Source organism: Paralcaligenes ginsengisoli, from assembly GCF_054781135.1.
Genome location: NZ_BAAGUZ010000011.1, coordinates 66,899 through 92,626, shown reverse-complemented (window position 1 = coordinate 92,626; position 25,728 = coordinate 66,899). Strand labels below are relative to the sequence as shown.

Annotated in this window: 17 protein-coding genes and 1 tRNA gene; 5 read left to right on the top strand and 13 right to left on the bottom strand. The window is 59.2% G+C overall.

All coding sequences use genetic code 11. The features are described 5' to 3' along the window. Window position 1: 1 nt before the first annotated feature. Both narH and ACYVIS_RS07755 read right to left on the bottom strand, forming a co-directional pair. Window positions 2-1,543, bottom strand: coding sequence for a nitrate reductase subunit beta (gene narH, locus ACYVIS_RS07760; protein ID WP_460873685.1), 1,542 nt, complete (start codon window positions 1,541-1,543; stop codon window positions 2-4). After that, window positions 1,540-5,304 carry a nitrate reductase subunit alpha gene (locus ACYVIS_RS07755; RefSeq protein ID WP_460873684.1) on the bottom strand — a complete coding sequence of 1,255 codons (3,765 nt, stop codon included), beginning with the start codon at window positions 5,302-5,304 and terminating at the stop codon, window positions 1,540-1,542. The genes narH and ACYVIS_RS07755 overlap by 4 nt, the downstream gene beginning before the upstream one ends. Before the next feature lie 305 nt (window positions 5,305-5,609). Between ACYVIS_RS07755 and ACYVIS_RS07750 the strand changes: the two genes are divergently transcribed. The 4 genes from ACYVIS_RS07750 to ACYVIS_RS07735 all read left to right on the top strand — a co-directional run bounded on the left by ACYVIS_RS07750 (window position 5,610) and on the right by ACYVIS_RS07735 (window position 10,608). Next, window positions 5,610-8,531: a molybdopterin oxidoreductase family protein gene (locus tag ACYVIS_RS07750; RefSeq protein ID WP_460873683.1), complete on the top strand. Its 2,922-nt coding sequence runs from the start codon at window positions 5,610-5,612 to the stop codon at window positions 8,529-8,531. Between the two features lie 10 nt (window positions 8,532-8,541). Beyond that, window positions 8,542-9,282, top strand: a complete 741-nt coding sequence (locus ACYVIS_RS07745; RefSeq protein ID WP_460873682.1) for a 4Fe-4S dicluster domain-containing protein — start codon at window positions 8,542-8,544, stop codon at window positions 9,280-9,282. Between the two features lie 83 nt (window positions 9,283-9,365). Next, a complete protein-coding gene (locus ACYVIS_RS07740) occupies window positions 9,366-10,313 on the top strand; it encodes a dimethyl sulfoxide reductase anchor subunit family protein (protein WP_460873681.1) in 948 nt (315 codons plus the stop codon). Window positions 10,314-10,531: 218 nt separating this feature from the next. Further along, window positions 10,532-10,608, top strand: a tRNA-Pro gene (locus ACYVIS_RS07735). Window positions 10,609-10,684: 76 nt separating this feature from the next. On the opposite strand, the gene ACYVIS_RS07730 is transcribed toward ACYVIS_RS07735, so the two are convergent. Continuing rightward, on the bottom strand, window positions 10,685-12,265 hold the full coding sequence (locus ACYVIS_RS07730) for a TerC family protein (RefSeq protein ID WP_460873680.1): 1,581 nt from the start codon (window positions 12,263-12,265) through the stop codon (window positions 10,685-10,687). Window positions 12,266-12,465: 200 nt separating this feature from the next. Here ACYVIS_RS07730 and ACYVIS_RS07725 point away from each other — a divergent pair, with 200 nt between their 5' ends. Continuing rightward, window positions 12,466-13,044: a DJ-1/PfpI family protein gene (locus tag ACYVIS_RS07725; protein ID WP_232744033.1), complete on the top strand. Its 579-nt coding sequence runs from the start codon at window positions 12,466-12,468 to the stop codon at window positions 13,042-13,044. 34 nt (window positions 13,045-13,078) lie between these two features. Here ACYVIS_RS07725 and ACYVIS_RS07720 read toward each other — a convergent pair whose 3' ends face one another. From ACYVIS_RS07720 to ACYVIS_RS07675, 10 genes are all read right to left on the bottom strand, one after another. Then, entirely contained in the window at window positions 13,079-14,068 is a 990-nt protein-coding gene (locus ACYVIS_RS07720) for an alpha/beta hydrolase (protein WP_232744032.1), read from the bottom strand. 79 nt (window positions 14,069-14,147) lie between these two features. Then, window positions 14,148-14,291 (bottom strand): hypothetical protein, encoded by a 144-nt coding sequence (locus ACYVIS_RS07715; RefSeq protein ID WP_232744031.1) that lies wholly within the window; start codon window positions 14,289-14,291, stop codon window positions 14,148-14,150. A gap of 23 nt (window positions 14,292-14,314) precedes the next feature. Next, window positions 14,315-18,133: an SPOR domain-containing protein gene (locus tag ACYVIS_RS07710; protein WP_460873679.1), complete on the bottom strand. Its 3,819-nt coding sequence runs from the start codon at window positions 18,131-18,133 to the stop codon at window positions 14,315-14,317. Between the two features lie 103 nt (window positions 18,134-18,236). Further along, entirely contained in the window at window positions 18,237-18,914 is a 678-nt protein-coding gene (locus ACYVIS_RS07705; protein ID WP_232744029.1) for a DotU family type IV/VI secretion system protein, read from the bottom strand. A gap of 4 nt (window positions 18,915-18,918) precedes the next feature. Beyond that, window positions 18,919-20,313 carry a type VI secretion system baseplate subunit TssK gene (tssK, locus tag ACYVIS_RS07700; protein WP_460873678.1) on the bottom strand — a complete coding sequence of 465 codons (1,395 nt, stop codon included), beginning with the start codon at window positions 20,311-20,313 and terminating at the stop codon, window positions 18,919-18,921. Between the two features lie 16 nt (window positions 20,314-20,329). Further along, window positions 20,330-21,007, bottom strand: coding sequence for a type VI secretion system lipoprotein TssJ (gene tssJ, locus ACYVIS_RS07695; protein WP_232744027.1), 678 nt, complete (start codon window positions 21,005-21,007; stop codon window positions 20,330-20,332). A 9-nt stretch (window positions 21,008-21,016) separates the two neighbouring features. After that, a complete protein-coding gene (locus ACYVIS_RS07690) occupies window positions 21,017-21,421 on the bottom strand; it encodes a DUF4150 domain-containing protein (protein WP_232744026.1) in 405 nt (134 codons plus the stop codon). Between the two features lie 16 nt (window positions 21,422-21,437). Next, a complete protein-coding gene (locus tag ACYVIS_RS07685) occupies window positions 21,438-22,130 on the bottom strand; it encodes a DUF3540 domain-containing protein (protein ID WP_232744025.1) in 693 nt (230 codons plus the stop codon). A 21-nt stretch (window positions 22,131-22,151) separates the two neighbouring features. Then, the gene (locus ACYVIS_RS07680; RefSeq protein ID WP_460873676.1) at window positions 22,152-23,102 is read right to left on the bottom strand and encodes a pentapeptide repeat-containing protein; all 951 of its coding nucleotides are present in this window, start codon (window positions 23,100-23,102) and stop codon (window positions 22,152-22,154) included. After that, entirely contained in the window at window positions 23,099-25,723 is a 2,625-nt protein-coding gene (locus tag ACYVIS_RS07675; protein ID WP_460873675.1) for a DUF2169 family type VI secretion system accessory protein, read from the bottom strand. The genes ACYVIS_RS07680 and ACYVIS_RS07675 overlap by 4 nt, the downstream gene beginning before the upstream one ends. Between the last annotated feature and the right edge of the window lie 5 nt (window positions 25,724-25,728).

Genomic DNA, 25,728 nt, shown 5'->3' with positions numbered 1-25,728 from the left:
CTTATTTGTCCGCCGCATGTATTGGAATCGTCTTTCGTTCCTTGCTGATGCCTTTGCGGCCGCCAAACAGACTGGTTTCAGAGGTGCCGTCTGAACAACCGTTGCCGAATGAGAAACCGCAGGAGGCGCGCAGGTCGAAGGCATCTTCCGCGTATTCGCGGTGCGTGCTTGGAATGACGAATCGATCTTCGTAGTTGGCGATGGCCAGATAGCGGTACATTTCATCGACTTGTGCGATGCTCAGATCGACTTCGTAGAGCAATTCCGGGTTTTCTCTACGATCGACATGGCGCCCGCGCATGAAGGCGCGCATCGCCAGCATGCGCTTGAGTGCCAGGCGCACGGGCGGTTCGTGGCCGGCTGTGAGCAGGTTGGCCAAGTAGCGCAGCGGGATGCGTAGCGAATCGACATCGGGCAGCAGCCCATTCATGCCGAGCCGGCCGTCATTGGCGGCCGAGTTGATGGGTGAAAGAGGGGGCACATACCACACCATGGGCAGTGTCCGGTATTCGGGGTGCAGCGGAAAGGCGACTTTCCACTCAACCGCCATCTTGTATACGGGCGAGCGGCGAGCGGCCTCAAGCCAATTGTCCGGCACGCCGTCGCGAGCGGCTTGCTCGCGCACGGCCGGATCGTCCGGATCGAGAAAGATCGAGAGCTGGGCTTCATACAGATCTTTGGGATCGGTAACCGATGCGGCGGCCTGGATCTGGTCTGCGTCGTAAAGCAGGACGCCCAGATAGCGAATCCGCCCCACGCAAGTTTCCGAACAGACGGTGGGTTGGCCCGCTTCGATACGCGGATAGCAGAAAATGCATTTTTCCGATTTTCCGCTTTTCCAGTTGTAGTAAATCTTCTTGTAGGGGCATCCCGAGACGCACATGCGCCAGCCGCGGCACTTGTCCTGATCAATCAGAACGATTCCGTCTTCTTCACGCTTGTATATCGCTCCGGAAGGACAGGAGGCCACACAGGCCGGGTTAAGGCAGTGCTCGCATAGCCGCGGCAAATACATCATGAAGGTATTTTCAAACTCGCCGTGGATATCCGTCTGTACCTGGTCGAAATTGTAGTCTTGCTTGCGTTTTTCGAACTCGCCGCCAAGGATTTCCTCCCAGTTCGGGCCCCACTCGATTTTTTCCAGCCGATCGCCGGTGATGAGCGAACGCGGCCGTGCAACCGGTCCGGCCTTGACGTCGCCGGCCTCTTGCAAATGCGCATAGTCGAACGTGAACGGCTCGTAGTAATCGTCGATCTCGGGCAAGTTCGGATTGCCAAAAATGTTGGCAAGCACGCGCCACTTGCTGCCGGCGCGAAGCTCAATCTTGCCGTTGGCCTTGCGCTTCCATCCGCCATTCCAGCGATCCTGGTTTTCCCAGTCCTTGGGGTAACCAATGCCTGGCTTGGTTTCGACATTATTGAACCATGCGTACTCCATCCCTTCGCGCGAGGTCCAGACGTTCTTGCATGTGACGGAGCACGTATGACAGCCTATGCACTTGTCCAGATTCATCACCATGCCGATTTGGGCGCGGATTTTCATCGTTTTCCTCCCATTTCATCGCCGATCGCCGAAAGCGCCTGGTCGCTTTCTTCATCCGTCCAGTCGACCGCCTTCATCTTGCGTATGATGACGAATTCGTCGCGGTTCGAGCCGACCGTGCCGTAATAATTGAAGCCGTAGGAAAGCTGCGCATAACCGCCGATCATGTGAGTAGGCTTGATCATGATGCGCGTGACTGAATTATGGATGCCGCGTACACCGGTGGTTTCGGTTCTGGGTGTGTTGATGATCTTTTCCTGCGCGTGGTACATCATGACCGCACCCTCGGGAATGCGCTGGCTGACGACCGCCCTGGCGCTCAATGCGCCGTTCAGGTTAAAGGCTTCGATCCAGTCGTTGTCGACCACGCCGATTTTCCTGGCGTCGACCTCGGACATCCAGACGATCGGGCCACCACGCGAAAGCGTGAGCATCAACAGATTGTCGGAGTAGGTGCTGTGTATGCCCCATTTCTGATGAGGCGTCAGAAAATTCAACGCGATCTCGGGATTGCCATTGGAGCGGCTGCCTTCCATGCCCGTCGTGCTCCGTGTGTCGATAGGTGCCTTGTAGACACATAGCGACTCGCCGAAATCCCGCATCCAGGCGTGATCCTGATAGAGCTGCTGGCGCCCGGAGAGGGTACGCCATGGGATCAGTTCATGCACATTTGAGTAGCCTGCGTTATAGGACACATGCTCGGATTCGATTCCGCTCCAGGTGGGCGATGAGATGATCTTGCGCGGCTGCGCCTGGATATCGCGAAAACGGATTTTTTCGTCTTCGCGTGCGCGCGCCAGATGCGTGTGATCGATCCCGGTGAGCGTCGACAACGCTTGCCATGCCTTGACGGCCACTGCGCCGTTGGTTTCCGGCGCGAGCGAAAGAACCACTTCGGCCGCGTCGATTCCCGAAAGAATTTGTGGCCGCCCGTGCGATACGCCTTCGTCGACGACGGTATGGTTCAATGCTCGAAGCTGTTCGATTTCTTCGCCGGTTTTCCAGGTGATGCCTTTACCGCCGTTGCCCAATGAGTCGAGGAGCGGCCCGAGCGAGGTGAATTTACGATAAGTGTTCGGATAGTCCCGTTCAACGGCGACAATACTTCCCATGGTTTTCCCTGGAACCGGTTCGCATTCGTTCTTACTCCAGTTGGCTATTGCCCCGGTCTGGGCTATCTCCCCCGGGCTGTCATGCTGGAGCGGCGACAGCACGATGTCATGCTCGACACCCAAATGCCCTTCGGTCAGCTCAGAGAATTTTTTGGCTATGCCTTTGTAAATCTCCCAATCGCTTTTGGACTGCCATGCGGGATCGACCGCCGCCGATAGCGGATGAATGAACGGATGCATATCGGACGTATTCATATCGTCCTTTTCATACCAGGTCGCCGTGGGCAGAACGATGTCTGAATACAGGCAGGTGGTTGACATCCTGAAGTCGAGCGTCACAACCAGGTCGAGCTTGCCCTCCGGCGCTTTTTCATGCCACTTCACTTCCTTTGGCAAAATACCAGCGCTCGAACCCAGGTCCTTTCCTTGCACGCCATGCTTGGCGCCCAGCAGGTGTTTGAGAAAATACTCATGCCCTTTCCCCGATGATCCAAGCAGGTTCGAGCGCCAGATGAAAAGATTTCTGGGGAAATTTTCTTCAGCATCGGGATCGATGCAAGACATTTCTAGAGTACCGTTCCTGAGTTCTTTCGCGACATAGGCAGCGGCGTCCGAGCCGGCAGCTGCTTTGCCGATCTCAAGTGGATTGGTCTTGAACTGCGGCGCGGAGGGCAACCATCCCATCCGCTCGGCGCTGACGTTGTAGTCGATCGGACTTTGAGCAAACTGTTTGCGATCGGCCAGCGGCGACAGCAATTCGGTGACATTCATCGTTTCATAGCGCCACTGATCGCTGTGCGCGTAGAAGAACGAGGTTCCATTCATGAAGCGCGGCGGACGATGCCAGTCGGTTGCGAAGGCGAGCGGCAGCCAACCCGTTTGCGGCCGAAGCTTTTCCTGACCCACATAATGCGACCAGCCTCCGCCTGACTTGCCTATGCATCCGCACATGACGAGAAGATTGATGATGGATCGATAGCTCATGTCCATGTTGAACCAGTGGTTCAAGCCGGCGCCGAGGATCACCATCGATTTGCCTTCGGTCTTGTGGGCATTGTCGGCGAATTCGCGTGCAACATTGATGACATCGTTGCGGCTGACGCCCGTGATTTTTTCCTGCCAGGCAGGCGTATAAGGCACATCGTCGTCGAAACTGGCGGCGACATTGGGGCCGCCCAGCCCTTGATCCACTCCATAGTTGGCAATGAACAGGTCGTACACGGTTGCTACCAGCACTTCGCCATGGCGGGTCGCAACCTTACGCACCCCGATGCGGCGCTGCAGCACGCCGGCGTGGCCCGTATGCGTGAAATGGGTGTGTTCAACGTTGCCGAAATAGGGGAAGGCAACGTCGATTACCTCATCGTGGTTCGCGGCGAACGACATGGCTGGCCGAATCGGATTGCCACGGCTGTCTTCTTCGCGCAGATTCCATTTTCCGGCGTCGCCACCTTCTTTTTGGCCCCAGCGAAAGCCTACCGAACCCACCGGCGCCACAAGCTTTCCGCTCAATTCATCGAATGCGACCGTTTTCGAGGCGGCATTGTTTTCCTGCCCAAGAGCATCGTCGAATTCCTCGGATCTCAGCAAGCGCTCCGGTACGTAATGATCTCCTTGCTTGACCACTCGCACCAGCAGCGGCATGTCGGTAAAGCGCCTGCAGTAGTCCGCGAAGTAATCGCTTTTGCCTGAAACGTGAAATTCCTTGAGCACGACATGCCCCATGGCCAGGCCGAGTGCAGCATCGGTGCCTTGCTTGGGGTGCAGCCAGATATCGCCGAACTTGGCGCCTTCGGCATAGTCGGGAAAAACCGATACGACCTTGGTGCCGCGATACCGGACCTCGGTCATGAAATGGGCGTCGGGGGTACGCGTTTGCGGTACGTTCGAGCCCCACATCATGATAAAAGTCGAGTTATACCAGTCGGCCGATTCCGGAACGTCGGTTTGTTCTCCCCAGGTTTGCGGCGAGGCGGGCGGCAGATCGCAATACCAGTCGTAAAAGCTTAAGTTGACGCCACCGATCAGCGACAGATAGCGGCTGCCTGCCGCGTAGGAAATCATCGACATCGCGGGTATGGGTGAAAAGCCGACCACCCGGTCCGGGCCATGCCGCTTGATGGTGTGAATGTTCGCCGCGGCGATCATTTCGTTGACTTCATCCCAGCTTGACCGGATGAAACCGCCAAGGCCGCGGCGGCGCGTATACGAGGCGCGAGCCTCCGGGTCGTCGACAATGGCGCTCCAGGCTTCCACCGGCGCGAGCGTCAAGCGTTTTTCACGCCACCGTTTGAGCAAGGCGCCGCGAACCAGCGGGTATTTAAGACGGTTTGCGCTGTAGAGATACCATGAATACGATGCGCCGCGCGCACAACCACGCGGTTCGTGATTCGGCATGTCGGGGCGGGTGCGCGGATAATCGGTTTGCTGGGTTTCCCACGTGACTATCCCGCTTTTGACATATATTTTCCACGAGCACGAACCGGTACAGTTGACGCCGTGAGTGGAGCGGACGATCTTGTCATGCTGCCATCGTTTTCGATAGGCATCTTCCCACCCTCGATCTTCATTGGTGGTCATGCCGTGGCCATCCGAGAAAGTGGGTCTTGACGTGGAAAAATATTTCAGGCGATCAACAAAATGGCTCAACTGAACTGCTCCAAGTCATGCAAAGCATGAAATTTAAATGCCGGGATTGCATTGTCGACGTGACTTGAAGCAGCTTAATGGAGTACTCGTGAACGACATTTGCGCTAGCGCAAACTTTCTGCAATTTTTTTTAGTTATTGTGTAACCGCAGCAAATCGCAGTCTTGATTTAAGTAGACGGCACAGCTTCGTCTCCGGCATGAAACCACACTCAAATCAATTTTAATGTTAGGATTGCGTGGATTGCGGTTCAGGTGCGTCATCGGGTTCAGTAAGCCGGCTTAGATAAACTGGCAGGAGATACGTGTGGAGCATGAGCAGCGTACGCAACAAGAATCTCTCGAAGTCAAGACTACAACCTGCTATATGTGCGCCTGTCGGTGCGGCATACGGGTGCATCTGCGCGACGGCGAAGTCCGCTACATAGACGGCAATCCCAACCATCCTCTCAATCAGGGGGTGATCTGCGCCAAAGGTTCGTCGGGCATCATGAAGCAGTATTCGCCGGCGCGCCTGACCCAGCCGCTGATGCGCAAGCCCGGTACCGAACGTGGCGCCGCGCAGTTCGAGCCGGTGTCCTGGGATCAGGTCTTTTCGTTGCTGGAAAAGCGCCTTGCCCATTTGCGCGCCACCGACCCCAAGCAGTTTGCGCTTTTCACCGGCCGCGACCAGATGCAGGCGCTGACCGGCTTGTTCGCCAAGCAGTTTGGCACGCCGAACTACGCGGCGCATGGCGGCTTCTGTTCGGCCAACATGGCGGCGGGCATGATCTACACGATAGGCGGATCGTTCTGGGAGTTCGGAGGGCCCGATCTGGATCAGGCCAAGCTATTCCTGATGATAGGCACCGCCGAAGACCATCATTCGAATCCCCTGAAAATCGCCATTTCCAAGTTCAAGCGCGCGGGCGGGCGTTTTATCGCGATCAACCCGGTGCGTACCGGTTACGCGGCGATCGCCGACGAGTGGGTGCCGATCCGGCCCGGGACCGATGGGGCGCTGTTTATGGCGTTGATTCACGAACTGATTGAACAGGATGCCTATGACCATGAATTCGTCGCGCGTTATACGAATGCGGGCGAACTGGTCGACATGGCGGTTGGCAGCGACACATTCGGCCTGTTCGTCCAGGATAGCGGCAGCCCCGAATTAAATTCCATGTATGCGCAGAATCGCATGTGGTGGGACGCGAAAACCGGCAAGGCGGTGTTGCAGCACACGCCCGGCGCAGAGCCGGCGCTGGACGGCCGCTACACGCTTGAGGATGGCACGCCGGTCGCGCCGTCATTCGCCTTGCTGCGCGAGCGCGCCGCCGCCTGTACCCCCGAGTGGGCCGCGTCGATCACCGGCATTGCGGCCGACACCATACGGCGCATCGCGGGCGAAATGATCCAGACTTCGCGCCAGCACAAGATCGAACTGCCGATCCGCTGGACCGATTCATGGGGCGTTATGCACGAAACGGTGCGCGGCAATCCTGTTGCGTTCCATGCCATGCGCGGGCTGGCCGCACACTCCAACGGCTTCCAGACCATACGCGCGCTATCGGTGCTGATGTCGATGCTTGGCACGATCGATACCCCGGGGGGGTTCCGGCACAAATCGCCGTATCCGCGCGCGGTGCCGCCATCGGCCAAGCCTCCGAAGAGCCCGGACGAAGTCAAACCGGATACGCCGCTGCCCAGCGGCCCGCTGGGTTGGCCGGCGGCGCCCGAAGACCTTTTCATCGACGAGCAGGGCATTCCGGTACGGATCGACAAGGCGTTCTCGTGGGAATTTCCGCTGGCCGTGCACGGCTTGATGCACAGCCTCATCACCAACGCATGGCGCGGCGATCCTTACCCCATCGATACCTTGATGATCTTCATGGCCAACATGGCGTGGAACTCGTCGATGAACACCGTCGAAGTCCGGAAGATGCTGGCAGACAAGCGTGAAGACGGCGAATACAAGATCCCGTTCCTGGTGGTGTGCGATGCGTTCCAATCGGAGATGACGGCCTTTGCTGACCTGATCCTGCCCGATACCACGTACCTTGAACGGCACGACGTGATGTCCATGCTGGACCGTCCCATTTCCGAATTCGATGGCCCGGCCGATTCCGTGCGCGTGCCGGTCGTGCCGCCCACGGGCCAGTGCAAACCCTTCCAGGAGGTGCTGGTCGAGCTGGCCGGCCGGCTCAAATTGCCGGCGTTCACGACTTCTGAAGGCAAGCCCAAATACCGAGACTACCCGGATTTCATCGTCAATTACGAGACGGCACCCAATTCGGGCATAGGCTTCCTGATTGGCTGGCGTGGCAAGAACGGCGACAAGTCGCTGGTCGGCGAACCCAATCCGAACCAATGGGAGCAGTACGCGAAGAACGATTGCTTCCACCACTACGTTCTGCCCGAAACATTCCAGTACATGCGTAATTGCAACGGCCCCTACCTGAAATGGGCGGTCGAAAACGGGTTGCGCAAGTTCGATCAGCCCATCGTAATCCAGCTGTATTCGGATGTCATGCAGAAGTTCCGGCTCGCGGCTCAGGGCAAGACCCGCGGGCGGCAGCCCCCGGACCATCTGCGCGCCCGGATCGACCGCTATTTCGATCCGCTGCCCTTCTGGTACGAGCCCCTGGAAAGCGGTGTGACCGATTTACAGGAGTTCCCACTGACGGCGATCACACAGCGGCCGATGGCGATGTACCATTCCTGGGATTCGCAAAATGCGTGGCTGCGGCAGATCCACAGCGAGAACTATCTGTTCGTCAATCCGAAGGTGGCCGCGCAGAGCGGCATTGCCGATGGCGGCTGGATATACGTGGAATCGCCCTGGGGCAAAGTGCGCTGCATGGCGCGCTACAGCGAGGCGGTAGAGCCCGGCACGGTCTGGACATGGAATGCGATCGGCAAAGCGGCGGGCGCCTGGAACCTGGGGCCGGATGCCAACGAATCGCAGCGCGGCTTTTTGCTCAATCACTTGATCACCGATGAATTGCCGGCGGAAAATGGACAGGCGCGCCTGTCGAACTCCGACCCCATCACTGGGCAAGCCGGCTGGTTCGACGTCAGGGTGCGCATCTATCCCGCGCAGGCCGACGAGGCCGGCACAAGCTTGCCGCAATTTGCGCCGATGGTGCCGATGCCCGGCTCCATCAACGTCGTCACGCGGATGGTTCAAACCTACTTCGCGGGGCGCGGCGAATTTGCCGCAAGGCTGCGCCGCGCCGTAAAAAACAAATAAGGAAGGCGATATGACCCAGATGGCGCTGGTAATCGACTTGAATGTATGTGTGGGTTGCCATGCGTGCGTGACGAGCTGCAAGGAATGGAACACATCGGGCGAGGCCGGTAGCCTGGCCGACTTGCAACCGTACGATGCCGATCCCGAAGGCACGTTCTTCAACCGGGTGCAGACCTACGAGGCTGGCGAGTTCCCGGCAACGGATACGATCCATTTTCCCAAATCCTGCCTGCACTGCGAAGATCCCCCGTGCGTGCCGGTTTGCCCCACCGGCGCCAGTTACAAACGCGAGGGAGACGGTTTGGTCCTGGTCGATTACGACAAATGCATAGGCTGTAATTATTGTGCCTGGGCCTGTCCTTATGGGGCGCGCGAACTGGATCCGAAGCGCAAGGAAATGACCAAATGCACGCTGTGTGCGGATCGTATCGGCAACGAAGCGCTGCCCGAGCCTGACCGCAAGCCCGCGTGCGTGCTCGCCTGTCCGACTTCGGCGCGGCTGTTCGGCGATATCCACGATCCGGATTCAGAGGTTTCGCAGGCCATCCGCGAGCGCGGCGGCTATCAGCTAATGCCCGAATGGGGCACGCACCCGGCCAATCATTACCTGCCGCGGCGCAAGACTGAAGCGCATGGATGCTCGACGCACACATGTTCCTGCGGCTCAGCGTCGCAGCCGCAAGCCGAGAGCCTGGAAGGGCAGCTCGAAAGTGGCCATCTGCATCTTGCGTCTGTGGCGGCGCATGCCTGATGTTCGATTAATCGCCTACACAACGTGGTGAGGTCGCGCAGCCCGCACCGGGCCTGCGCAGACCTATCAGCAAGGAGAGTGCAATGCGGCCCGCCTTTTCGGTCGTGTTCTTGACAACATTATGCGGCGCTGCGCAAGGGCTGATCCTGGCGCTGGTCGCGATGGAGCTTGCGGCTGGCGCGGGCGTGCTGGCGCCACCTGCGCCGGCATTCTATGTTGCCGGGGTGGCCACGGCCGTCGTGCTTGGCGGTCTGGGCCTGTTGGCGTCATTTTTCCATCTGGGGCACCCGGAGCGCGCCTGGCGTGCGATTGCCATGTGGCGTACATCATGGCTGTCGCGCGAATGTCTTGCCTTGCCGGTGTTTCTTGCGCTTGCATTCATGTATGGCGGCGCCCATGCGCTGAGCCTGCCGCAAGGCTATACGCTGGCCCTGGGAATCGTCACTGTGCTTGCCGCAGCAGTGCTGTTCGTGTGCACGGCCATGATCTATTCGTGCCTGCGTTTTCTGCAGGAATGGGCAAGCCCCTGGACGATGGTGAATTTCGTGTTGCTGGGCTGCGCTTCGGGCTTCACCCTGGCAGCGCTGTGCGCCGCGTGTTTCGCTCCATGGCTCGCAGGGAACCTGGCGCTTTGCGCGTGTGTGTTGACGGTGGCCGGATGCCTGTCGCGGCTGGCCTCGCTGGCTCGCAATGCCCGGCTGCGGCCCAAGTCGACGGTGCAAAGCGCCACAGGTATTGTGGCGCAGAAAGTGGTTCAGAAGTCCCGCGGCTTTACCGGAAGCACGTTCAATATGCGGGAGTTCTTTCACGGCAAATCCCCGCGCACGCTGCAGACGGTCAAATACGGTTTTTTGCTTGGCGCGTTCCTCGTTCCTTTCATCTTGCTGGTGCTGTCGCTGTTCTTGCCAACGCCCGTCGCCTTGCTGCTTGTCGCTTTCGTGGTTCAGTATGCCGGCTTGGTCGCCGAACGGTGGTTCTTCTTTGCCGAGGCGCAACATCCGCAGAATATCTATTACCAGCAGGTGTCTTGACCGACCCGCGGCGGCGGTGAAACGCCAGGCTCTACAGGGCCTTTATGGTCTTTGCGCGTGATTGGGCTGGCGTGTCAGGTGAAGCCATTCATTAGGGTGGGTACAGACTGAACTCTGAGCCGTGCTTATTTGCATGCTCAAGGCCATTTCTTTCACGGGGCTGATTGTGCAAGCTACCAAGACGGCGCCCCGGCAATCTGGTATGATCATGGACTTTTCGGGGCGTAGCGCAGTCTGGTAGCGCATCTGGTTTGGGACCAGAGGGTCGAAGGTTCGAATCCTTTCGCCCCGACCAATAAAATCAAGGGGTTAGCTACTTTCAGGAGCTAACCCCTTTCCCATTCTGACCGAGCCTTCAATTTTGCGCTATGTCAGGCGGCCTGGCCTTGTCCCGCCTCGGGTTCGTCGCGCCGCCGTTCGATCCGCACCCGGGCGATCCGGTGCCCGTCGATGTGCAGGATTTCAAAGCGGATGTGGCCGTGGGCCTGCATAAGCGTGTATTCGTCGCCTGGCTCGGGCAGGCGCCCGAACTGGTTCAGCAGGTAGCCGGCCAGGGTGGTGTAGTCGTCGGATTCGTTGACCAGGCCGTCGATCTCCAGTTCTTGTTCAAGCTGGTGCAGATCGGTGGAGCCGTCGACTTTCCAGCGGTTTTCCCCGTCGGCGAGTATGTCTGGGGCTTCGTCTTCGTCGGGGAAGTCGCCGGCTATGGCCTCGAAAACGTCGATGGGAGTCACCAGCCCTTCGATGGTGCCGAATTCATCTGTGACGATCACCAGTTGCCCTCGGGCGCGCTTGAGCGTATGGATCAGATCCAGGATGGGGATGGATTCGTGCACGATGATGGGCGGACGCAAGCCCTGCACTTTTATTTTTCCGAGCAGGATGAGGTCGCTCATCATGTCTTTGGCGCGGCCGATGCCGATGATCTCGTCCAGCGAGCCCCGGCAAACCGGGAAGAAGCCGTGCGGGGTATTTTTAATGTTCTTTTCGATGTCCCGTGCGTCGTCGTCCAGGTTGATCCAGCTGATATCGGTGCGCGGCGTCATGATGGAGTGGATGCTGCGGTCCGCCAGCTTGAGTACTCCGCTGACCATATTGCGTTCTTCGACGCCGAACGGAACCTGGCCCTGGGCGGCGGCGAGATCGGTTTCCGGGGATTCGTCCTGGACGACAGGGCGCTTGCCCAGCATGCGCATAATGCCTTCGGCTGTACGCTCCCGCATGGGGCGGCGGGAATTCGCCGTCATGAGGTTGCGGCGGGCGATTTGATTCAGCGCTTCGATCAAGACGGCAAAACCGATGGCGGCATATAGGTAGCCTTTGGGCACATTGAAGCCGAACCCTTCGGCCACCAGCGCAAAGCCGATCATGAGCAAAAAACCCAGGCACAGGACAATGACGGTGGGGTGGGCATTGACCAGCCGGGTGAGCGGCTTGGAGGCAACCGCCATGGCGGCGACGGCAATGATTACGGCAGCCATCATGATTTCAATCTGGTTGACCATGCCTACGGCTGTTATGACCGCATCGAGGGAAAATACCGCGTCCAGGACCACTATCTGGGTCACGATGACCCAGAAGCCCGCATGAAGGCGCGCCCCGCTGGCCTGGGGGGCTTTGCCTTCGATGCGCTCGTGCATTTCCGTGGTGCCTTTGAACACCAGGAAAAATCCGCCCAGAATCAATATCAGGTCGCGCCCCGAAAAATCGAACGGGCCAATGGAGACCAGTGGCGTGGTCAGGGCGAATGCCCACGACACGACAGAAAGCAGGGCCAGTCGCATGAGCAACGCCAGCGACAAGCCTATGATGCGCGCTTTGTCGCGTTGTGCCGCGGGTAGTTTATCGGCCAGAATGGCAATGAAAATCAAATTGTCGATGCCCAGGACAATTTCCAGCACGACCAGCGTCAGCAAGCCGACCCACATGGTGGGGTCCAGCAGCAACTCCATCCGGAACTCCATATACCAAAACGAAAAGTATAATGAAAAACCGGCGGATTTTTAGCGGATTTGGCCAATAATCGGAAATACTGAAAAATCGGCCCGATCTTCGGCATCCTGTCACAAAGTTGTTGAACAAATGGCGCTACAGTGGGTGTTGATGTTGAAATGCATCTCCTATAAGTACACATTGCGTGAGGATATTGAACATGAGCAAGAAATTATTGATGCTGGTGGGCGATTACGCCGAAGACTACGAAACCATGGTCCCGTTCCAGACTTTGCTGACGGTGGGGCATGTTGTGCATGCCGTGTGTCCGGATAAAAAGGCTGGGGATTCGGTTGCCACGGCAATCCACGATTTTGAAGGTGCGCAAACCTATAGTGAAAAGCCCGGCCATCGCTTTGCGCTCAATTACGATTTCGACAAAGTGGATCCTGCGCAATACGATGGGCTGGTGATACCCGGCGGACGGGCGCCGGAGTATCTGCGCATGAACGCCAGGGTGCTCGATATTGTGCGTCATTTCGACTCGGCTAAAAAGCCGATAGCGGCGGTGTGCCACGGCGCGCAAATCCTGGCTGCCGCAGGAATTTTAAAAGGGCGCACCTGCTCGGCCTACCCGGCTTGCGCCGCCGAAGTCAGGCTGGCTGGCGGCACGTATGCCGAGATAGCCATTGATCAGGCGCATACCGACGGCAATCTGGTTACCGCGCCGGCGTGGCCGGCCCATCCTGCCTGGATGGCGCAGTTCCTGGCGGTGCTGGGCACCAGGATCCAGCTTTAAAGGCCCGTTGGGATGCCGGCCTTCCGGGCCGGCATCACTTGCCCAGGCGGGTGCGTAATTCCGTGGCGGCCTGCCGCATGGAGATTTTCGTAGCGGGAACGTCGGCCAGGGCATTGAGCAGGCCCCAGTCGTGGATCAGGCCGTTATAGCGCGTGACGGTAACATCCACGCCGGCGGCGTCAAGCTTGCGCCCATAGGCTTCTCCTTCGTCGCGCAACACATCGAATTCGGCCGTTTGAATCAGGGCGGGGGGTAGGCCTTTCAATTGATCGAGACTGGCCTGCAAGGGCGACGCGTGAATTTCCTGGCGTTGGCTCGCATCGGGCGCGTAGTTGTCCCAGAACCATTGCATCATGCTTCTTGTCAGAAAATAGCCGTCGGGTATTTGCCTGTACGACGCCGATTCGAAGTCGGCATTGGTCACCGGCCAGAGCAGGACCTGGGCTTTAAGCTCGGGCGTGCCTTTTTCCCTGGCCATGATGCTGACAACTGCGGCCATGTTGCCGCCCACACTGTTGCCGGCAACGGCCAGTCGCGTGCCGTCGACATCGATTTCGTGCCCATGCTCGGCCACCCATTTTGTGGCGGCATAAGCCTGGCTGGTCGGTACGGGGTAATGAGCATCGGGTGAGGGCGTGTAGTTTACAAAAACCGCTACCGCGCCCGACCCGGCCACCAGGTCCCGCACCAGGCGTTCGTGCGTCGGGTAGTCGCCCAGTACCCAGCCGCCGCCGTGAAAGAACATGAATGCCGGCAAGACTCCCTTGGCTCCGAAGGGGCGCACGATGGTCAGCCGGAGAGTGTGGCCGTCGGCTGTAATGGTTTTTTCGGAAACATCGGCCCTGGGAAGCTGCAGCGGCACACTGGCCTGCGCGCCGGCCAGGACGGCACGCGCTTCAAGGGGCGACAATTGCTCCAGCGGCTTTCCTCCACCCGAATTGAGTATGTTCAGAAACGCCCTGATGCGGCGATCGACGGGAAATTCATCTGCGCAGGCGGATGGGGTATTCGAATGTGTATTCATGGATAGAATCCTTTTCTGGTTGAGGCTCCTTCGTGGGAAACAGAATAGCGGCCTGGATGGCCCGGAACTCCGAGGCTTTTCAGTGCATGTGATAGCCTGGCCTGGATGCACGGATCTTGGTCCGTTTGCCCAGTAGCCTGTGATAAACGCCGTACCAGCGCAGGCGACCCAATCCGAAGCCGACGATGAGGAAAAAAATCGCATTGGAAAGGTATGACCACATGGCAATCTCCTTTTAATCCCGCATCATGGTTCGCGGTGCCGGATGACTTGAGGTTTAAGTTTCAGCAGATCGCCTATTTTCTGCGCGGCGGCGTCGGCCTCCTGTCTGGTCTTGTAGCCACGGACCACGACGTTGGTATATTCCTTGCCGTTCAAACGTATGGGAGCTTCCATGGTTTTGTAGTGGTTCGCATCCAGGGCCTTGAGCACGTCTTCGGCATGCTCGAACACGCCAACCTGCACAGAATAGGATTCCGGGCCGGAAGGCTGCAAGGCGGCCCGAACGGGTTTGCCTGGGAGCGGCGGTTTTGGTTTTTGCGGCGGCTTGATCTGCTCGACTGGCGCCGCGGGCGCGGGAACAGGCGCCACGGCATTGACCGGGCCCATGCAGACCGAGACGATGCGTTCGGGCAGGAGGAGGCTGGCCTGAGGCGGAGCCGTGGCGCCGGCCGGTGGATCGAGCGCGGCGATCTGATCTTTGTTCTGTGCAAGCTGTGCGCTCAGGCGGTCTGCTTCCTGGAAGGCGGCAAGTAGCGGGGCTTGTCCCTGCTGGCTATATGTCAGCAGAATGAATTTGATGTTGGCCGCATTCAGCGATTTTGCATTGGCGGGAAAATCTCCAGGAGTATAGCGATGCTGGCCGCTGGAAAATTCACGCAGGAAATCGATGAATCCGCGAGCGCCTCCCCAGCGCTTGACCAGGCTGAGGTCCCCGATCTGTATTGTCAGCACGGTATCGCCGCACGTTGCCAGCGACCACGGAAAGATCGCACTGTTTGGAAAATTCAGGTTTTCCAGCGTCAGGGTCTTGGAGGCGCATTGCACACTAAGTGTGACACTCTGCGGCAAAACGCGGGCACCCGGATTGACCAACGCGGGTACCGTGCTCAGCGCCACGCTGGCAACGGTGGCTTCCTGCTTGGCGATTTGCTGCTCGAGCGCGGCATTCTGCTGCGTCAGGGCGGCAACCTTGGCCTGTGAGCTTTCGTTCTTGCGCTGATCGACCAGCAGTGTTACCTGGCTCAATTGCGAGTGATTGGCAAATGCATAGAATTGGCCGTTCAACGCGATTTCCCGGCCCATGGCCAGGCGCGGAGTATACCGAATGGTGCCGCGATCGACGAAATTCTTGATTGGCCCGTCGAGGAATGCTTTTACCTGGCCGCGATCTCCATAAAGCAGCTTATTGATCAGTCCGACATCGGTAACGCCTTGAACGGCGCTGACTACCGAGCTTTCCCACTCGCTCTGCAAGCCGCAGGCGGCCGACCGGCCGGCATAGTCCAGCGTAAAGTCGAGCGGGCCCTGCATCAGTTTCCAGATCGGGTCGGTGCTCGAATCGGGGACGCCGCCTATTTGTTTGCGCAGTGCGTCGAAGGATTGTTTGGCATCGATCAAAGGCACCGCCTTGACGTTCGGATCGTGGCCGAAAGACCAGATCTGCACGGCAGCCTGCATTGCGGTGCCCTGGCCTTGAAGCAGAGGTGTAATGCTTGCCTGGACCCCTTTATGGTAGGCATTCAGCGTGTCGAGGGACTGTTGGTCGTTGCGCAGGTAATCCAGGCTCTTCAGTGACCCGCCTTTGGGCAGGTGTTGCAGCACGTCCGCACCCAGGCCATTGACTATGCTGGCCTTTTGCAAGGCGCCCGACAACCCGGTTTTTGGGGATTCCTCTGCCAGTTTGACCAGATTTTCAAGGTGGATAACCTGCCTGACCCATTCCGGCCGTTTCTCCTGCGGCACTCGGCTTCCGACCGTGGCAAGATCGCTTACCAGCCGGCTGTAGGGGCCGTTGCGGCCCATCAGGGCGGACAGGACCGCACGTCGTGAGTTTTCGTCGGGTAGCCGATCTGCCGCATAGGGGAAATTCACGACAAATTCGTGCCAGTATTTCAGGCCAGCCTGAAGATAATGTTGTTCAAAGGTTGCATGGCGTTCCTCCCAGACGGCTGTGTTGCCGCTGGCGGAGCCAATCTGGGCAAGGAATGCCGAGACGGCGCGTTCGCCGTCGGAGGTGAGCGCCGCGGGGATCTCGACCTGGTCGCTGGTTTGCGGAATGTTCCAGTAGTCGGTAATGCGTATCGGCGACAGATACCCCTGGAGTTGCACCCACGAATAGATCCATTGTATGGGCCGGTCCGGTAGCTCCAGGCCATTCAGGGTATGGCGCAATGCATCGCGATTCTCGGCGAGCAGATCGGGGTTGATTTGCCATGCAAGGAAATGCCGATACAGATCGCCCAGCATCTGGATATCGACCCCGCTGGGTGCCGATGCTCCGGTGCTTTTGTATATTTCGGACAATTCGGGGCCCGGCGCGGGCAACTGCGAGATGTCTTGCTTCTGTAAAGCGCCGTTGATCAGGTTGATGCGGCGCACCAGGGTTTGCGCCCAGGCAGCGAGAAGCAGATCGTTTTTTTCGTGTGGAATTAAAGGCAGGCTGGTGCTCAGCAGGGGGTCGAGCTGCGCGTTGATAATATGCTTCTGGAAGTTATCGATATAGTGTGCGCGCAAGGTGTTTTCCACCGTATCCACATTCCGCTGGAAGGGTAGCCACCGGGTTTTCCAGTCGCGCCGCTCCTGCAAGGTAAGGATGGTGTCGCGAGTGCGTTGCAGTACCGCGAGATCGGGGCCGAGCTTGCCGGAAAATTGGCTTTGGGCCATATCGTTGATGCCGGCCAACTGATGTCTGGCGACCCGGGCGCCCTGTATCAGCACAAGAGCCACTCCAACGCACACGACTAGCCAGGCGATTACGGCAGCATGCCGCAGCAGGCGGCGCCAGTGGCGCCAGCGTTCGATGGGTTTCCAGGCATGGCGCTGCATGGGCAGCAGCCGGTCGAAAAGCTCGGGCATGAACCAGCCCGTCTCGCTGGCCTCGCCCGGCTTGGCGGTTAGAAACAAACCCTGCAGCAAAGGTGTTTCCGCATAAGGCGTTGCCTGAAATGCGGAGTGCATGACCTTGTCCAGGCGCGATGCCAACAGATTCAATCGTTCCGGCAATCCGAAGGCGGTGTTGTCGGGGAGCTTGCGCATGCCTTGCAGAATGCGCAGGTCGAGCATCCGCTGCACCAGGCTTGCGAATGCCTTGGCAATGAATTGCGCCGCGCTGACTTGCGAGTCGGCGCTCAAATAGCCCATAGGCTGATTGCGTAGTTCGGGATCGAGCGATTCTCCCCAGGCGCGAAAGCCTGGAAATGTTTCGCAGCCGGTCAGTACAAGGTAGACCGGCATGCGTACATCGTAGATTCGGGTGAGTTCGTCCAGCCTTTTACGCAGCCTGCGGCCGGTCTCGGCCAGTTCGGTATCGTCGCTGAGCATGAGCCATTCGACGCCCAGGGTCGCGATTACACCATTGAGCGGTTCGCGGCGGCGGGTGTGCATCATCCAGTGCAGCAGGCGGCGCCAGTACTGGGAGCCGGGTATGGCGTTATCGTCGCTCAGGTCGTCGGCCGGGTCCAGTACGACGCCGTTGCGCAATAGCCACCAACGCAATGCGGGCGGTTCGTCGCTTTCGGCATGGACGGGAGCGGCTCCCGAGATGCGTTGCAGTAAATCGGATTTGCCGCTGGCTTCATTGCCCAATGAAAGGAACCATGGCAGCACGTAGAGAGGCGATCCAAAGCGCGACAGACGGGATTGTTTGAGTGTGTGTATTCCCGCCTTCCAGTCTTTGTCGACATGCTTCAGGTCGACAGCGCCGCTGTTGCCGACGGGGCGCGCCAGCCTGCGGCGCAGGCGCCAGGCCAGCCAGCGCCGCCGCAGCCAGGCCAGAACCCACCCTCCTGCCAGCAGGGCGATGAACACCAGGACCCATCGCCACTCGGGCCAGCCCAAATACAATCCCAGTATCCAGCAGGCCAATGCGAGGACAACGAAGCCGATCAAGCAGGCGAGTAGGACGAATAGTTTTTTTATCATTGCAGCAGTAAAAAGAAAGTCGGTTTCATGGCTTGAGAGTGGATGTAAGCGGGCCCAGCAGTTGTGCCGCCTGTTGATCGACGCCGTGATTCAGGAAAAAATAAAGAATGAGCAGGCAGAACAGAGGCAGAGCGACCAGCAAAAAGGCAGGGTAGGACGGGCCGCTGTTGCGTGCCGGCTGCGCAGGTGCCTTGGCCTCCAGGCCCGCCATGGGAAACAGCAGCTGGTTTGTCTCCAGAGGAGCCATTGCGCGTTCCTGTGCCACGCGCGCCAGGACTTTCTGGCGGTATCCGGCGAGTTCGCCCGCCGGGCGATGGGAATAGCGGCCGTTGAATCCGGCCAGCAACATCAGTGCGTAAATTTCACGTACCTCTATGTTCTCGTCGGGCAAGGCTTCGAGCCGTTCGAAGAATTCTGTGCCGGCCCGTGTGGTCGAGAAATAATGCCGCTGCAGAGGTGCGATGCGCCAGGCGGAGGCTCCTGCCCAGGTATGCGTCATGGCCAGTTCGTCGATCCACGCAACGACTGCAAAAAGCGCGGACTGGATATCGGGCAACTGGAAGCCTTGGTTCAGTGCTTGCGCGCTGGCGTCATCCAGCATGGTTTTCATTTTTTCAGCGAGTGTCGTGGTGGTTTGCGCCGGATCGTCCGCAGCAGCGCCAGCCGCTTCCATCGCAGGTATCCAGAATTGAGCTAGACGCACGGTTTCATCCTTTTATGACAATCAGTTCCAGGCGCAGATCGGCCGGTGCGCCAGGCAGGAACAGCGCCAGGCTTCCCGCACGTGTAACGGCATCCCATTCTTCCGATAAGCTTTCCAGGCGAAAGTACGTTGCACCGGCGCGTCGAGGCATTCCCAGCGGCAGCGTTTTCAGGGGAAGCATTTCGATGCCGGGCAAAGAGCGCGTGATCAGTGTTTCTATTTGATCGGGCACACCGAGTTTGGCTTCCAGCGCCATTTTTTGACCAAGATCCAAGGGGTCCAGCGTGCTGCGGGCCATTAAATAATAACGATGGCGGGCGCCGAAAAACTCCGGCCGCATTTCAGCGCGGAACAGGTCCGACGAGGCGCCATCCTGTTCAAAGTGGACCAGCATTTCCGGCCCTACCGTGATTTCATTGAGCAGGCGGCGCGTGACATCGATAATGCCCTTCAGGGATGGGCCGATTTCCATATGGCGATAGGTGTCGATCAACCGTTGGCCGTCGCGAGTCTCGCCCAGCAAATCGCAGTATTCCGAAAAGGTGCTGAGTTCGCCCACCAATTGGCGCAGCAGGCTGTAGACGAGCCAGGGATGTGTCTGCGGCGTTTCCAGCATGCCGTTCAACTGAGGTCCGTAGCGGTTCAGAACCGACAAGGCCAATACCGGCCCGAACTGGCTATCATTGCCAGCGCGGCTGTTCATGGGTTGCTTGAAAATTTCCAGTTGACGTGCGCGGCCGATGACATCGTCGCGCAGTTCGCGCACTAGTTGCTGCAAGGCCGGCGATGCGGCCAGATTCAGGCAGGGAGGCACAAAATTCGGGCTTATGCGAATGACATCGCCATCCTGCTCCAGGCGAACCAGCGGCAGCAATTCGTATTGGCCCAGGTTTTCCAGTTCGTCGTCCCAGAACAGGCGCAGCACATAATTCATGAAGGCAACGCGTCCCGCCGGCCCGGCTGTGTAGCGATCGGGCACGGTGGGCGGATCCGCCGCGACAACCAGGCGGGCATCGGCCTGGCTGGCATCGTCGAGCTTTTCATATGTCTGGACATTGACCTGTTCGTCTTCAAGACGCCGCAAGCCGATATATACGGTGCGCGGGCCGCTGGAAAAATCGGACAGCTCGAAGCTCAGGGCGCCTATCAGCGCATTGCCCGGACTTTCTGTAAGAGCGCCGTCGCGCCATCGCACGGCAACTTGTTCGACCACCAGTTGGCGCGCGGCGAGAGCCGTCTCGCTGATCTTCAAGGCACCCAGGCCCCACATCCAGGGGGCCGTCAATTCCAGCATGCGGGCCTGGGTTTGCTCGATCCAGGCGTCGTGATACTGGAAATGGTGAGGCTGCAGGAACAGGCCCTGATGCCAGAATAGCGGTTGATTGCGATTGATGCTCATGCGTTGCTTGCCTGGGTCATTTTTTAGAAGGGGTTGTCTTGGAATCGGTCGCTGCCTTGTTGGGTACCAGACCGGCTTCGGGCTGCGTCGGAGTGATCGAAGGTATGCGGCTGTCGGGCGCGTCCAGAATGCTGTTCGGGCCCAGAAGCAGGTCGATTTTCAGTGGTGTGGGCGTTGCATTGTGATTCTTGATGAGAAACCCGCTGGATTCGATATCGACGCCGATACGGTAAAGGCGCGTGCTGCGCGGCGCGTCCAGGTGGTAGTAGCCTGCGGCCAGGCCCACGTACTTGGCGTTTTCAGCGCGAGGCACCGAAATGCTGCGCTGTTCGCCCGGAGCAATGAACAGCCGTTGCAGGGAAAGCATGCCCACCGGCGCGCTGTTGGCCAGCAGAAGCTGCGTCAGCTTGGCCGGGTCGCTGGAGTAGGGGGTAAATACCGTGGGATCGGCAAATTGAACTACGGTCAGGGCAAGTGTATGTGCCTGTCCCTCGGACAGGTTCAGCTGCGGATTGGCTCGAACATCGATCTGTATGCCGTCGGCGCCGTAGGTCCACTTCAATGCTTTCAGGGCGTCTGCCTTGGACGAGCCGCCCAGCATGCTGGACGAACAGGCCGACAGGGCCACCACGCAACATAATACGGCTGCGGTACGCAGCAATGAGAAAGGCAATGAATAGTGCCGTGCGGACATATCGGTTCCTTAGCTCATGGCCATGACGACGACCTGCTCGCCGGGGGAGACGGCCAGGCCGATTGTATTTTCGGAATTCTGGGTCGTCATGTCGGTTAGCCGGACGGCGGGCATGCCTCCGACCATGACGGACACGCTGGAAGTGGTGAACATGACTTCTCCCATGATTTCGCTGCTGACAACCCCGCCCTCGATTCCGGCCTGATCGCCGTTGCTCATCAGAATCGAGGAACCGACGTTAAGCGCGGGCATGGCCACGACAAGCACATTTTCCACTATGGCTCCCGGGTTGGCCTCCAGCGTCGTGGCCAGATTCGGGTAAGGTATGGGTACGACGGCGGGTCCGACCTGCGTCTTGCAAATGTCGGGGACCGTGGCGCTGGTCATTGCCCCTCCGGTGGTCAGCATAAACATGATGTCATCTCCTGATTCATCCTATCTGAATCGAATCGGCATTCAGCGCCACTCGATCCTGGGCGTTCATATCGGCCGTTCCGGCCTGCAGTGTCCAGTCGCGATCAACCAGTTGGCGCAACGATTGCGCGGAAGACTCTTCGTGGCCTGTCACTTTGCGCACACTGCAGCCGAAATGAGTTTCGCTGCGAGCGGCAATATTCAATCGAGTCCCGCCGCAGACATCGGTACGTGCCTGCCAGGTACTCTGGATGGCGTCGCCCGATATGTGCAGAGTCTGGCACGATACATTCGCCTGTTCGAAGGCGGCGCTCCACTGCTGCGCGCTGAATTCCATTCCTGCGCCGGAGTCTAGCGCTATTCCGTGGCGTGCGGTAATTTCAAGCTTCCCCTGCGGCAGGTTCAGACGCAGCGTGCCTGGAACTGAAATTTCCGCCGGCTCGTCGGGTTTGGCCCGTTCCAGCACGGTCAGGATATAGCCTTGATTGCCGACGACCGATGCCAGCACCAGATCGCCCACCTCGGGCTGCAGCAGGCAACCGGCCGCGGCCGTGAGCCATAGTCGTCCAGTATCCAGCACAGCCCCGAAGCGCTGTCCGTCGCGCATCGCCAATCGCATGTGGTGCAGCGAGGCGTTGGCGGGCGTTGCGGTGGCAGCGCGGCCGGCGAGCTTGTCGGGAATTCGAATTGGGCTGCTTGATATCGACATGGCAGGACTCATTGCAAACGGTTAAAAAGGCGGGCGCCATAATTCGGCGGCTCGAAGTTCAGGGTCGTCGCGACGCACATTGAGCAGAATCGCGTCGCGCCATGCGGCGTCAGGCAATTCTGCGGCATGCAGGCGTGCTCCGGTCAGATCGGCATGGGAAAAATCGGCATGCGCGGCTTGCAGGTATCCGAGATTCGCATCCGCCAGTTGGGCGTGGCTGAATGTCAAGGCAATGGATTTGGCTTCGGAGAAACGCGCTCCGGATAGCTTTGCCCGAGAAAAATCGGCATGATCCAATCTTGCCAGATCAAAAATTGCTCCTTCGATATTGGCATCGCAGAAGCGGGCCTTTTCGAGTTCGGCGCAATAGAATGAGGTATTCGGCGCGATCATGCCGCTGAAGTCCGCATCGCGGGCCTGCACTCTATTAAATGAGCATAGCCGCAGCGTTGCTCCTGCCAGCGTTGTGCCATTCAGCTGGCTGTCGGGCAGGTGGGTTTTCTCCCATACCGCGTCGCGCAGATCCAGCCCGCTGATGTCGCACATCGAAAGCCGTGCTTCTTTCAGGCGTGCCGTGGCCATCCGGCAGCCGGGAAAAGCGCTGGCGGCGACCGATAGGCGGGTCAGGTCGGCCAGGCTGAAATCACAATCCTGCCAGCGGCAATCTTTCATTTTTGTAAAGCGCAACGACGCGGACTTGAACGACGCTGACGTGCCGTGGCACGCATGAAAGCCGGATTTTTCCAGCCTGCATTGATCGAACCGCGCATTATCCAGCTGGCAATCGTGCCAGGTGGTTTGCGACAGGTTGGCGCCATCGAAACGGGCGCCACGGGCATCGGTTTTGTCAAAGCGCACGCCGGATAGATCCGCATTGCGGTAATCGCCGTTTGCCAAAGTTCCCTTTGGCAAAGGCTTATTTTGTGCCTTGGCGGCCAGCAAGGTATCCAGAGTGAGCACTGCGTCGGTCATGCGTGCTCCTGTATCAAACGGCAACGTGTCAGCAAGGCCTGATCCAGCAGTATGCCTTGAGCGCTTGCGGTACGTGTCGAAGCCGCATGCAGATTGGCGCCGCTCCAGTCGATATTTTCCAGTATTGCGCGGGCAAAGCGTGATTTCATCAGATTCGCTCCGCGCCAACTGGCGCCGGCAATACGGCTGCCGGTGAAGTCCGCATGGCGCGCCACCAGGTGCCAGCCGTCGCTTGCGCTCAGATCGCATTCTTTTATAAAGGCCTGGTCCAGGCAGGCTTCCCGCAAGGACGCCTGGACCAGCAGGGTATTTTGCAGGCTGGCGCGCGTCAGGTTGGCGCCGTCGAATCGGGCCTGCTGCAGATTGGTGCCAGCCATGCTGCGCAGCCCTTGCATGCGAGCCTGCCTGAAGCTGGCCGCGATCGCCTGGCAGCCAAGCAAGGTAGTGCCGGCCAGAGAGGCGTGGTCGAAGCAGGCCGCATCCATGACGCATTTGCTGAATCGTGCACGGTCCAGCACGCCTTCGGCCGCGTTGGCCGCGTTCAGGCGGCATTCGCTGAAAGAGGCCTTCGCTGCCTGGATACTCGTGAGATCGGCATGCTCGAAGCCGCATTTATCCGCGTTGGCGTCGCGCCACTGTGTGGCGGCCAATTTGGCATTGGTAAATTGACAGTTTTTCAGCCTGGCCTGCGTCAGGTCGGCAGCGTTCAGCGACGCTTGGTTCAGGTGGCAATCGGCAAGTTGCGCCCGCTGCAATTGCGCCTGGTCCAGATGGGCACCATCGAGATCGCAGCCGTCCAGTTGTGCTTCGGTCAGGCGCGCCTTGTGCAGCGTAGTACCGCGCAGAATGCAGGCATGCAGGCGCGCGCGGGACAAATCGATACCGCTCAGGTCCAGCCCCGAAAGGTCTTCTCCATCCAGCTCGGTCCATGCCGCTGATAAGCCGGCGCGGTGGCGCGCCATCAGTTCGTCCCGGCCGAGCTTGCGGCGCGGACCGTCGGGCAGGGTATCGTCGATGGGTGGCGCGTTGGCACTGGCCTTGGTTTTACCATCGGCTGGTTTGAGTGATGCTGCTTTGGCTTTGATTTCCGCCGCTTTCTTTTCCACGGCATCGATCTTACCCAGAGCGGTTTTCATTTCCGCAGTCAGGGCAGCCTTCTTTATGTCGGAAACGGGCAGGACGGCGATCAGCGCGAGCGGATCGGGTTTTGGCTGGGCCTGGGCATGTGCCGCTGCCTGATCCAAATCGATGCCGTATTGCGCCAAATGGGCGCGCGCTTCAGCCTGAGCTTGATTCAATGCCGCCTTGACTTGCGACCGAATCGCATCGGCCGTCATGGGTGTTGTGGATTTCGAGGCCAATGTGCTGACTGTGGAAGGGGGCGGGATATTTTCCAGTGGCGTTTTAATGCCGTATGCTTGAAAGTGGGCCTGGGCCTCGGCCCTGGTTTCTTTTTGGGCCGTGGCAATTGCCTGGGCAATACCGGCGCGGTGTGCCTCGGCCTTCTTGGCAAGGGCGGCGCTTTGCTCAGCCAATGCGGCTGCGGATAATCCCGTTTTTCCGGCGGGAGCCGACAGAGCTACGCCTTCCGCGGGTCCCTTGATTTTGGTCTTGACCGCAGTACGCCACAGCTGCGCATAATGTTCGCTGGACAGTGCTGTGTCCGATAACTTCTCGGTAAATACGGCCAGGCCGGCAAGGTCGCTTGCGTCTTCGTAACGCACCGCAAGCTCCGCTCTATACAGCACAATGACACGCGAGTCGTTCGGAAACAGCCAGACGGTATCCAGGTCGAGCGGCAGCTCGCGGCTTTGTTCGGGGCTGGCCTTGGCGCTGGCAAGCAGGCGCGGCCGCAATCCAGGCAGTTGCCCGCTTTGTTCCGGCAGCGTGGCATGCATGTGGGTGGCCGACCAGCCCTCGTTGCCCTGCCAGTACGTTGTGGTGCATTGATCCTGCGGCACGCCGTCGAACCAGCGCGGGTCCGTGTCGTCGGGCAGCCAGGGCATGCGTTCGCGCTCCCAGCTTTGATCGAGCTTGCCAAGCCAGCGCGTGATATCGGGGCTGCCTTGGGGCAAGGGGCCGAATGTGGCGACGGGCGCTACATCGGATGGCGACAGCACGGGCGCATTGGGAAGTTCCACATTGGGCAGCATTTGCCCCTCGGCGGCCCCGGGCTCGATAAAATGGCCGCGCCCGTATGGATTGGCAGGCCAGTCGCGCGCGCCATAGGCATAGGCCAAGCCCATGTCCTGGGTCAGGAAAGCTTGGGGTTCGCTGGCGCGCCAGCCGGTTGCCGCACGCACCCAGCTGCGATTTCCCTGCACCAGCAGGCGCTTGCCGAGCGTTCCAACCGTGGCGGCAACAGTGAGCCCGGTAACAGGAACACCGCCCGGCGCATATGCGTGACCAGCCACGGCAAAGACCCCACGCTTGCGTTTTACGCCTATGTCGAAAGGCTCGTTCGGAAACTTTGGCACCAGCCAGGTCCAGGCCGCCTGTTCGCTCAGCCGGGAGCCGTCGCGTTCGCAGACATAACCCACCGTCACGGTAAGCAAAGGCTGTCCTCCGCGGGACTGACGTCCCAGGATGATTAGCGTGTCGGAGGGCTTGGTAACTTTCATGTTTA

Bases quoted from the DNA above. Each gene is read 5' to 3' on its own strand.
- ACYVIS_RS07685 (WP_232744025.1), bottom strand. From the start codon at position 22,130: ATGTCGATATCAAGCAGCCCAATTCGAATTCCCGACAAGCTCGCCGGC.
- tssK (WP_460873678.1), bottom strand. From the start codon at position 20,313: ATGAGCATCAATCGCAATCAACCGCTATTCTGGCATCAGGGCCTGTTC.
- ACYVIS_RS07730 (WP_460873680.1), bottom strand. From the start codon at position 12,265: ATGGAGTTGCTGCTGGACCCCACCATGTGGGTCGGCTTGCTGACGCTG.
- ACYVIS_RS07690 (WP_232744026.1), bottom strand. From the start codon at position 21,421: ATGTTTATGCTGACCACCGGAGGGGCAATGACCAGCGCCACGGTCCCC.
- ACYVIS_RS07715 (WP_232744031.1), bottom strand. From the start codon at position 14,291: ATGTGGTCATACCTTTCCAATGCGATTTTTTTCCTCATCGTCGGCTTC.
- ACYVIS_RS07725 (WP_232744033.1), top strand. From the start codon at position 12,466: ATGAGCAAGAAATTATTGATGCTGGTGGGCGATTACGCCGAAGACTAC.
- ACYVIS_RS07745 (WP_460873682.1), top strand. From the start codon at position 8,542: ATGACCCAGATGGCGCTGGTAATCGACTTGAATGTATGTGTGGGTTGC.
- narH (WP_460873685.1), bottom strand. From the start codon at position 1,543: ATGAAAATCCGCGCCCAAATCGGCATGGTGATGAATCTGGACAAGTGC.
- tssJ (WP_232744027.1), bottom strand. From the start codon at position 21,007: ATGTCCGCACGGCACTATTCATTGCCTTTCTCATTGCTGCGTACCGCA.
- ACYVIS_RS07680 (WP_460873676.1), bottom strand. From the start codon at position 23,102: ATGACCGACGCAGTGCTCACTCTGGATACCTTGCTGGCCGCCAAGGCA.
- ACYVIS_RS07740 (WP_460873681.1), top strand. From the start codon at position 9,366: ATGCGGCCCGCCTTTTCGGTCGTGTTCTTGACAACATTATGCGGCGCT.
- ACYVIS_RS07720 (WP_232744032.1), bottom strand. From the start codon at position 14,068: ATGAATACACATTCGAATACCCCATCCGCCTGCGCAGATGAATTTCCC.
- ACYVIS_RS07675 (WP_460873675.1), bottom strand. From the start codon at position 25,723: ATGAAAGTTACCAAGCCCTCCGACACGCTAATCATCCTGGGACGTCAG.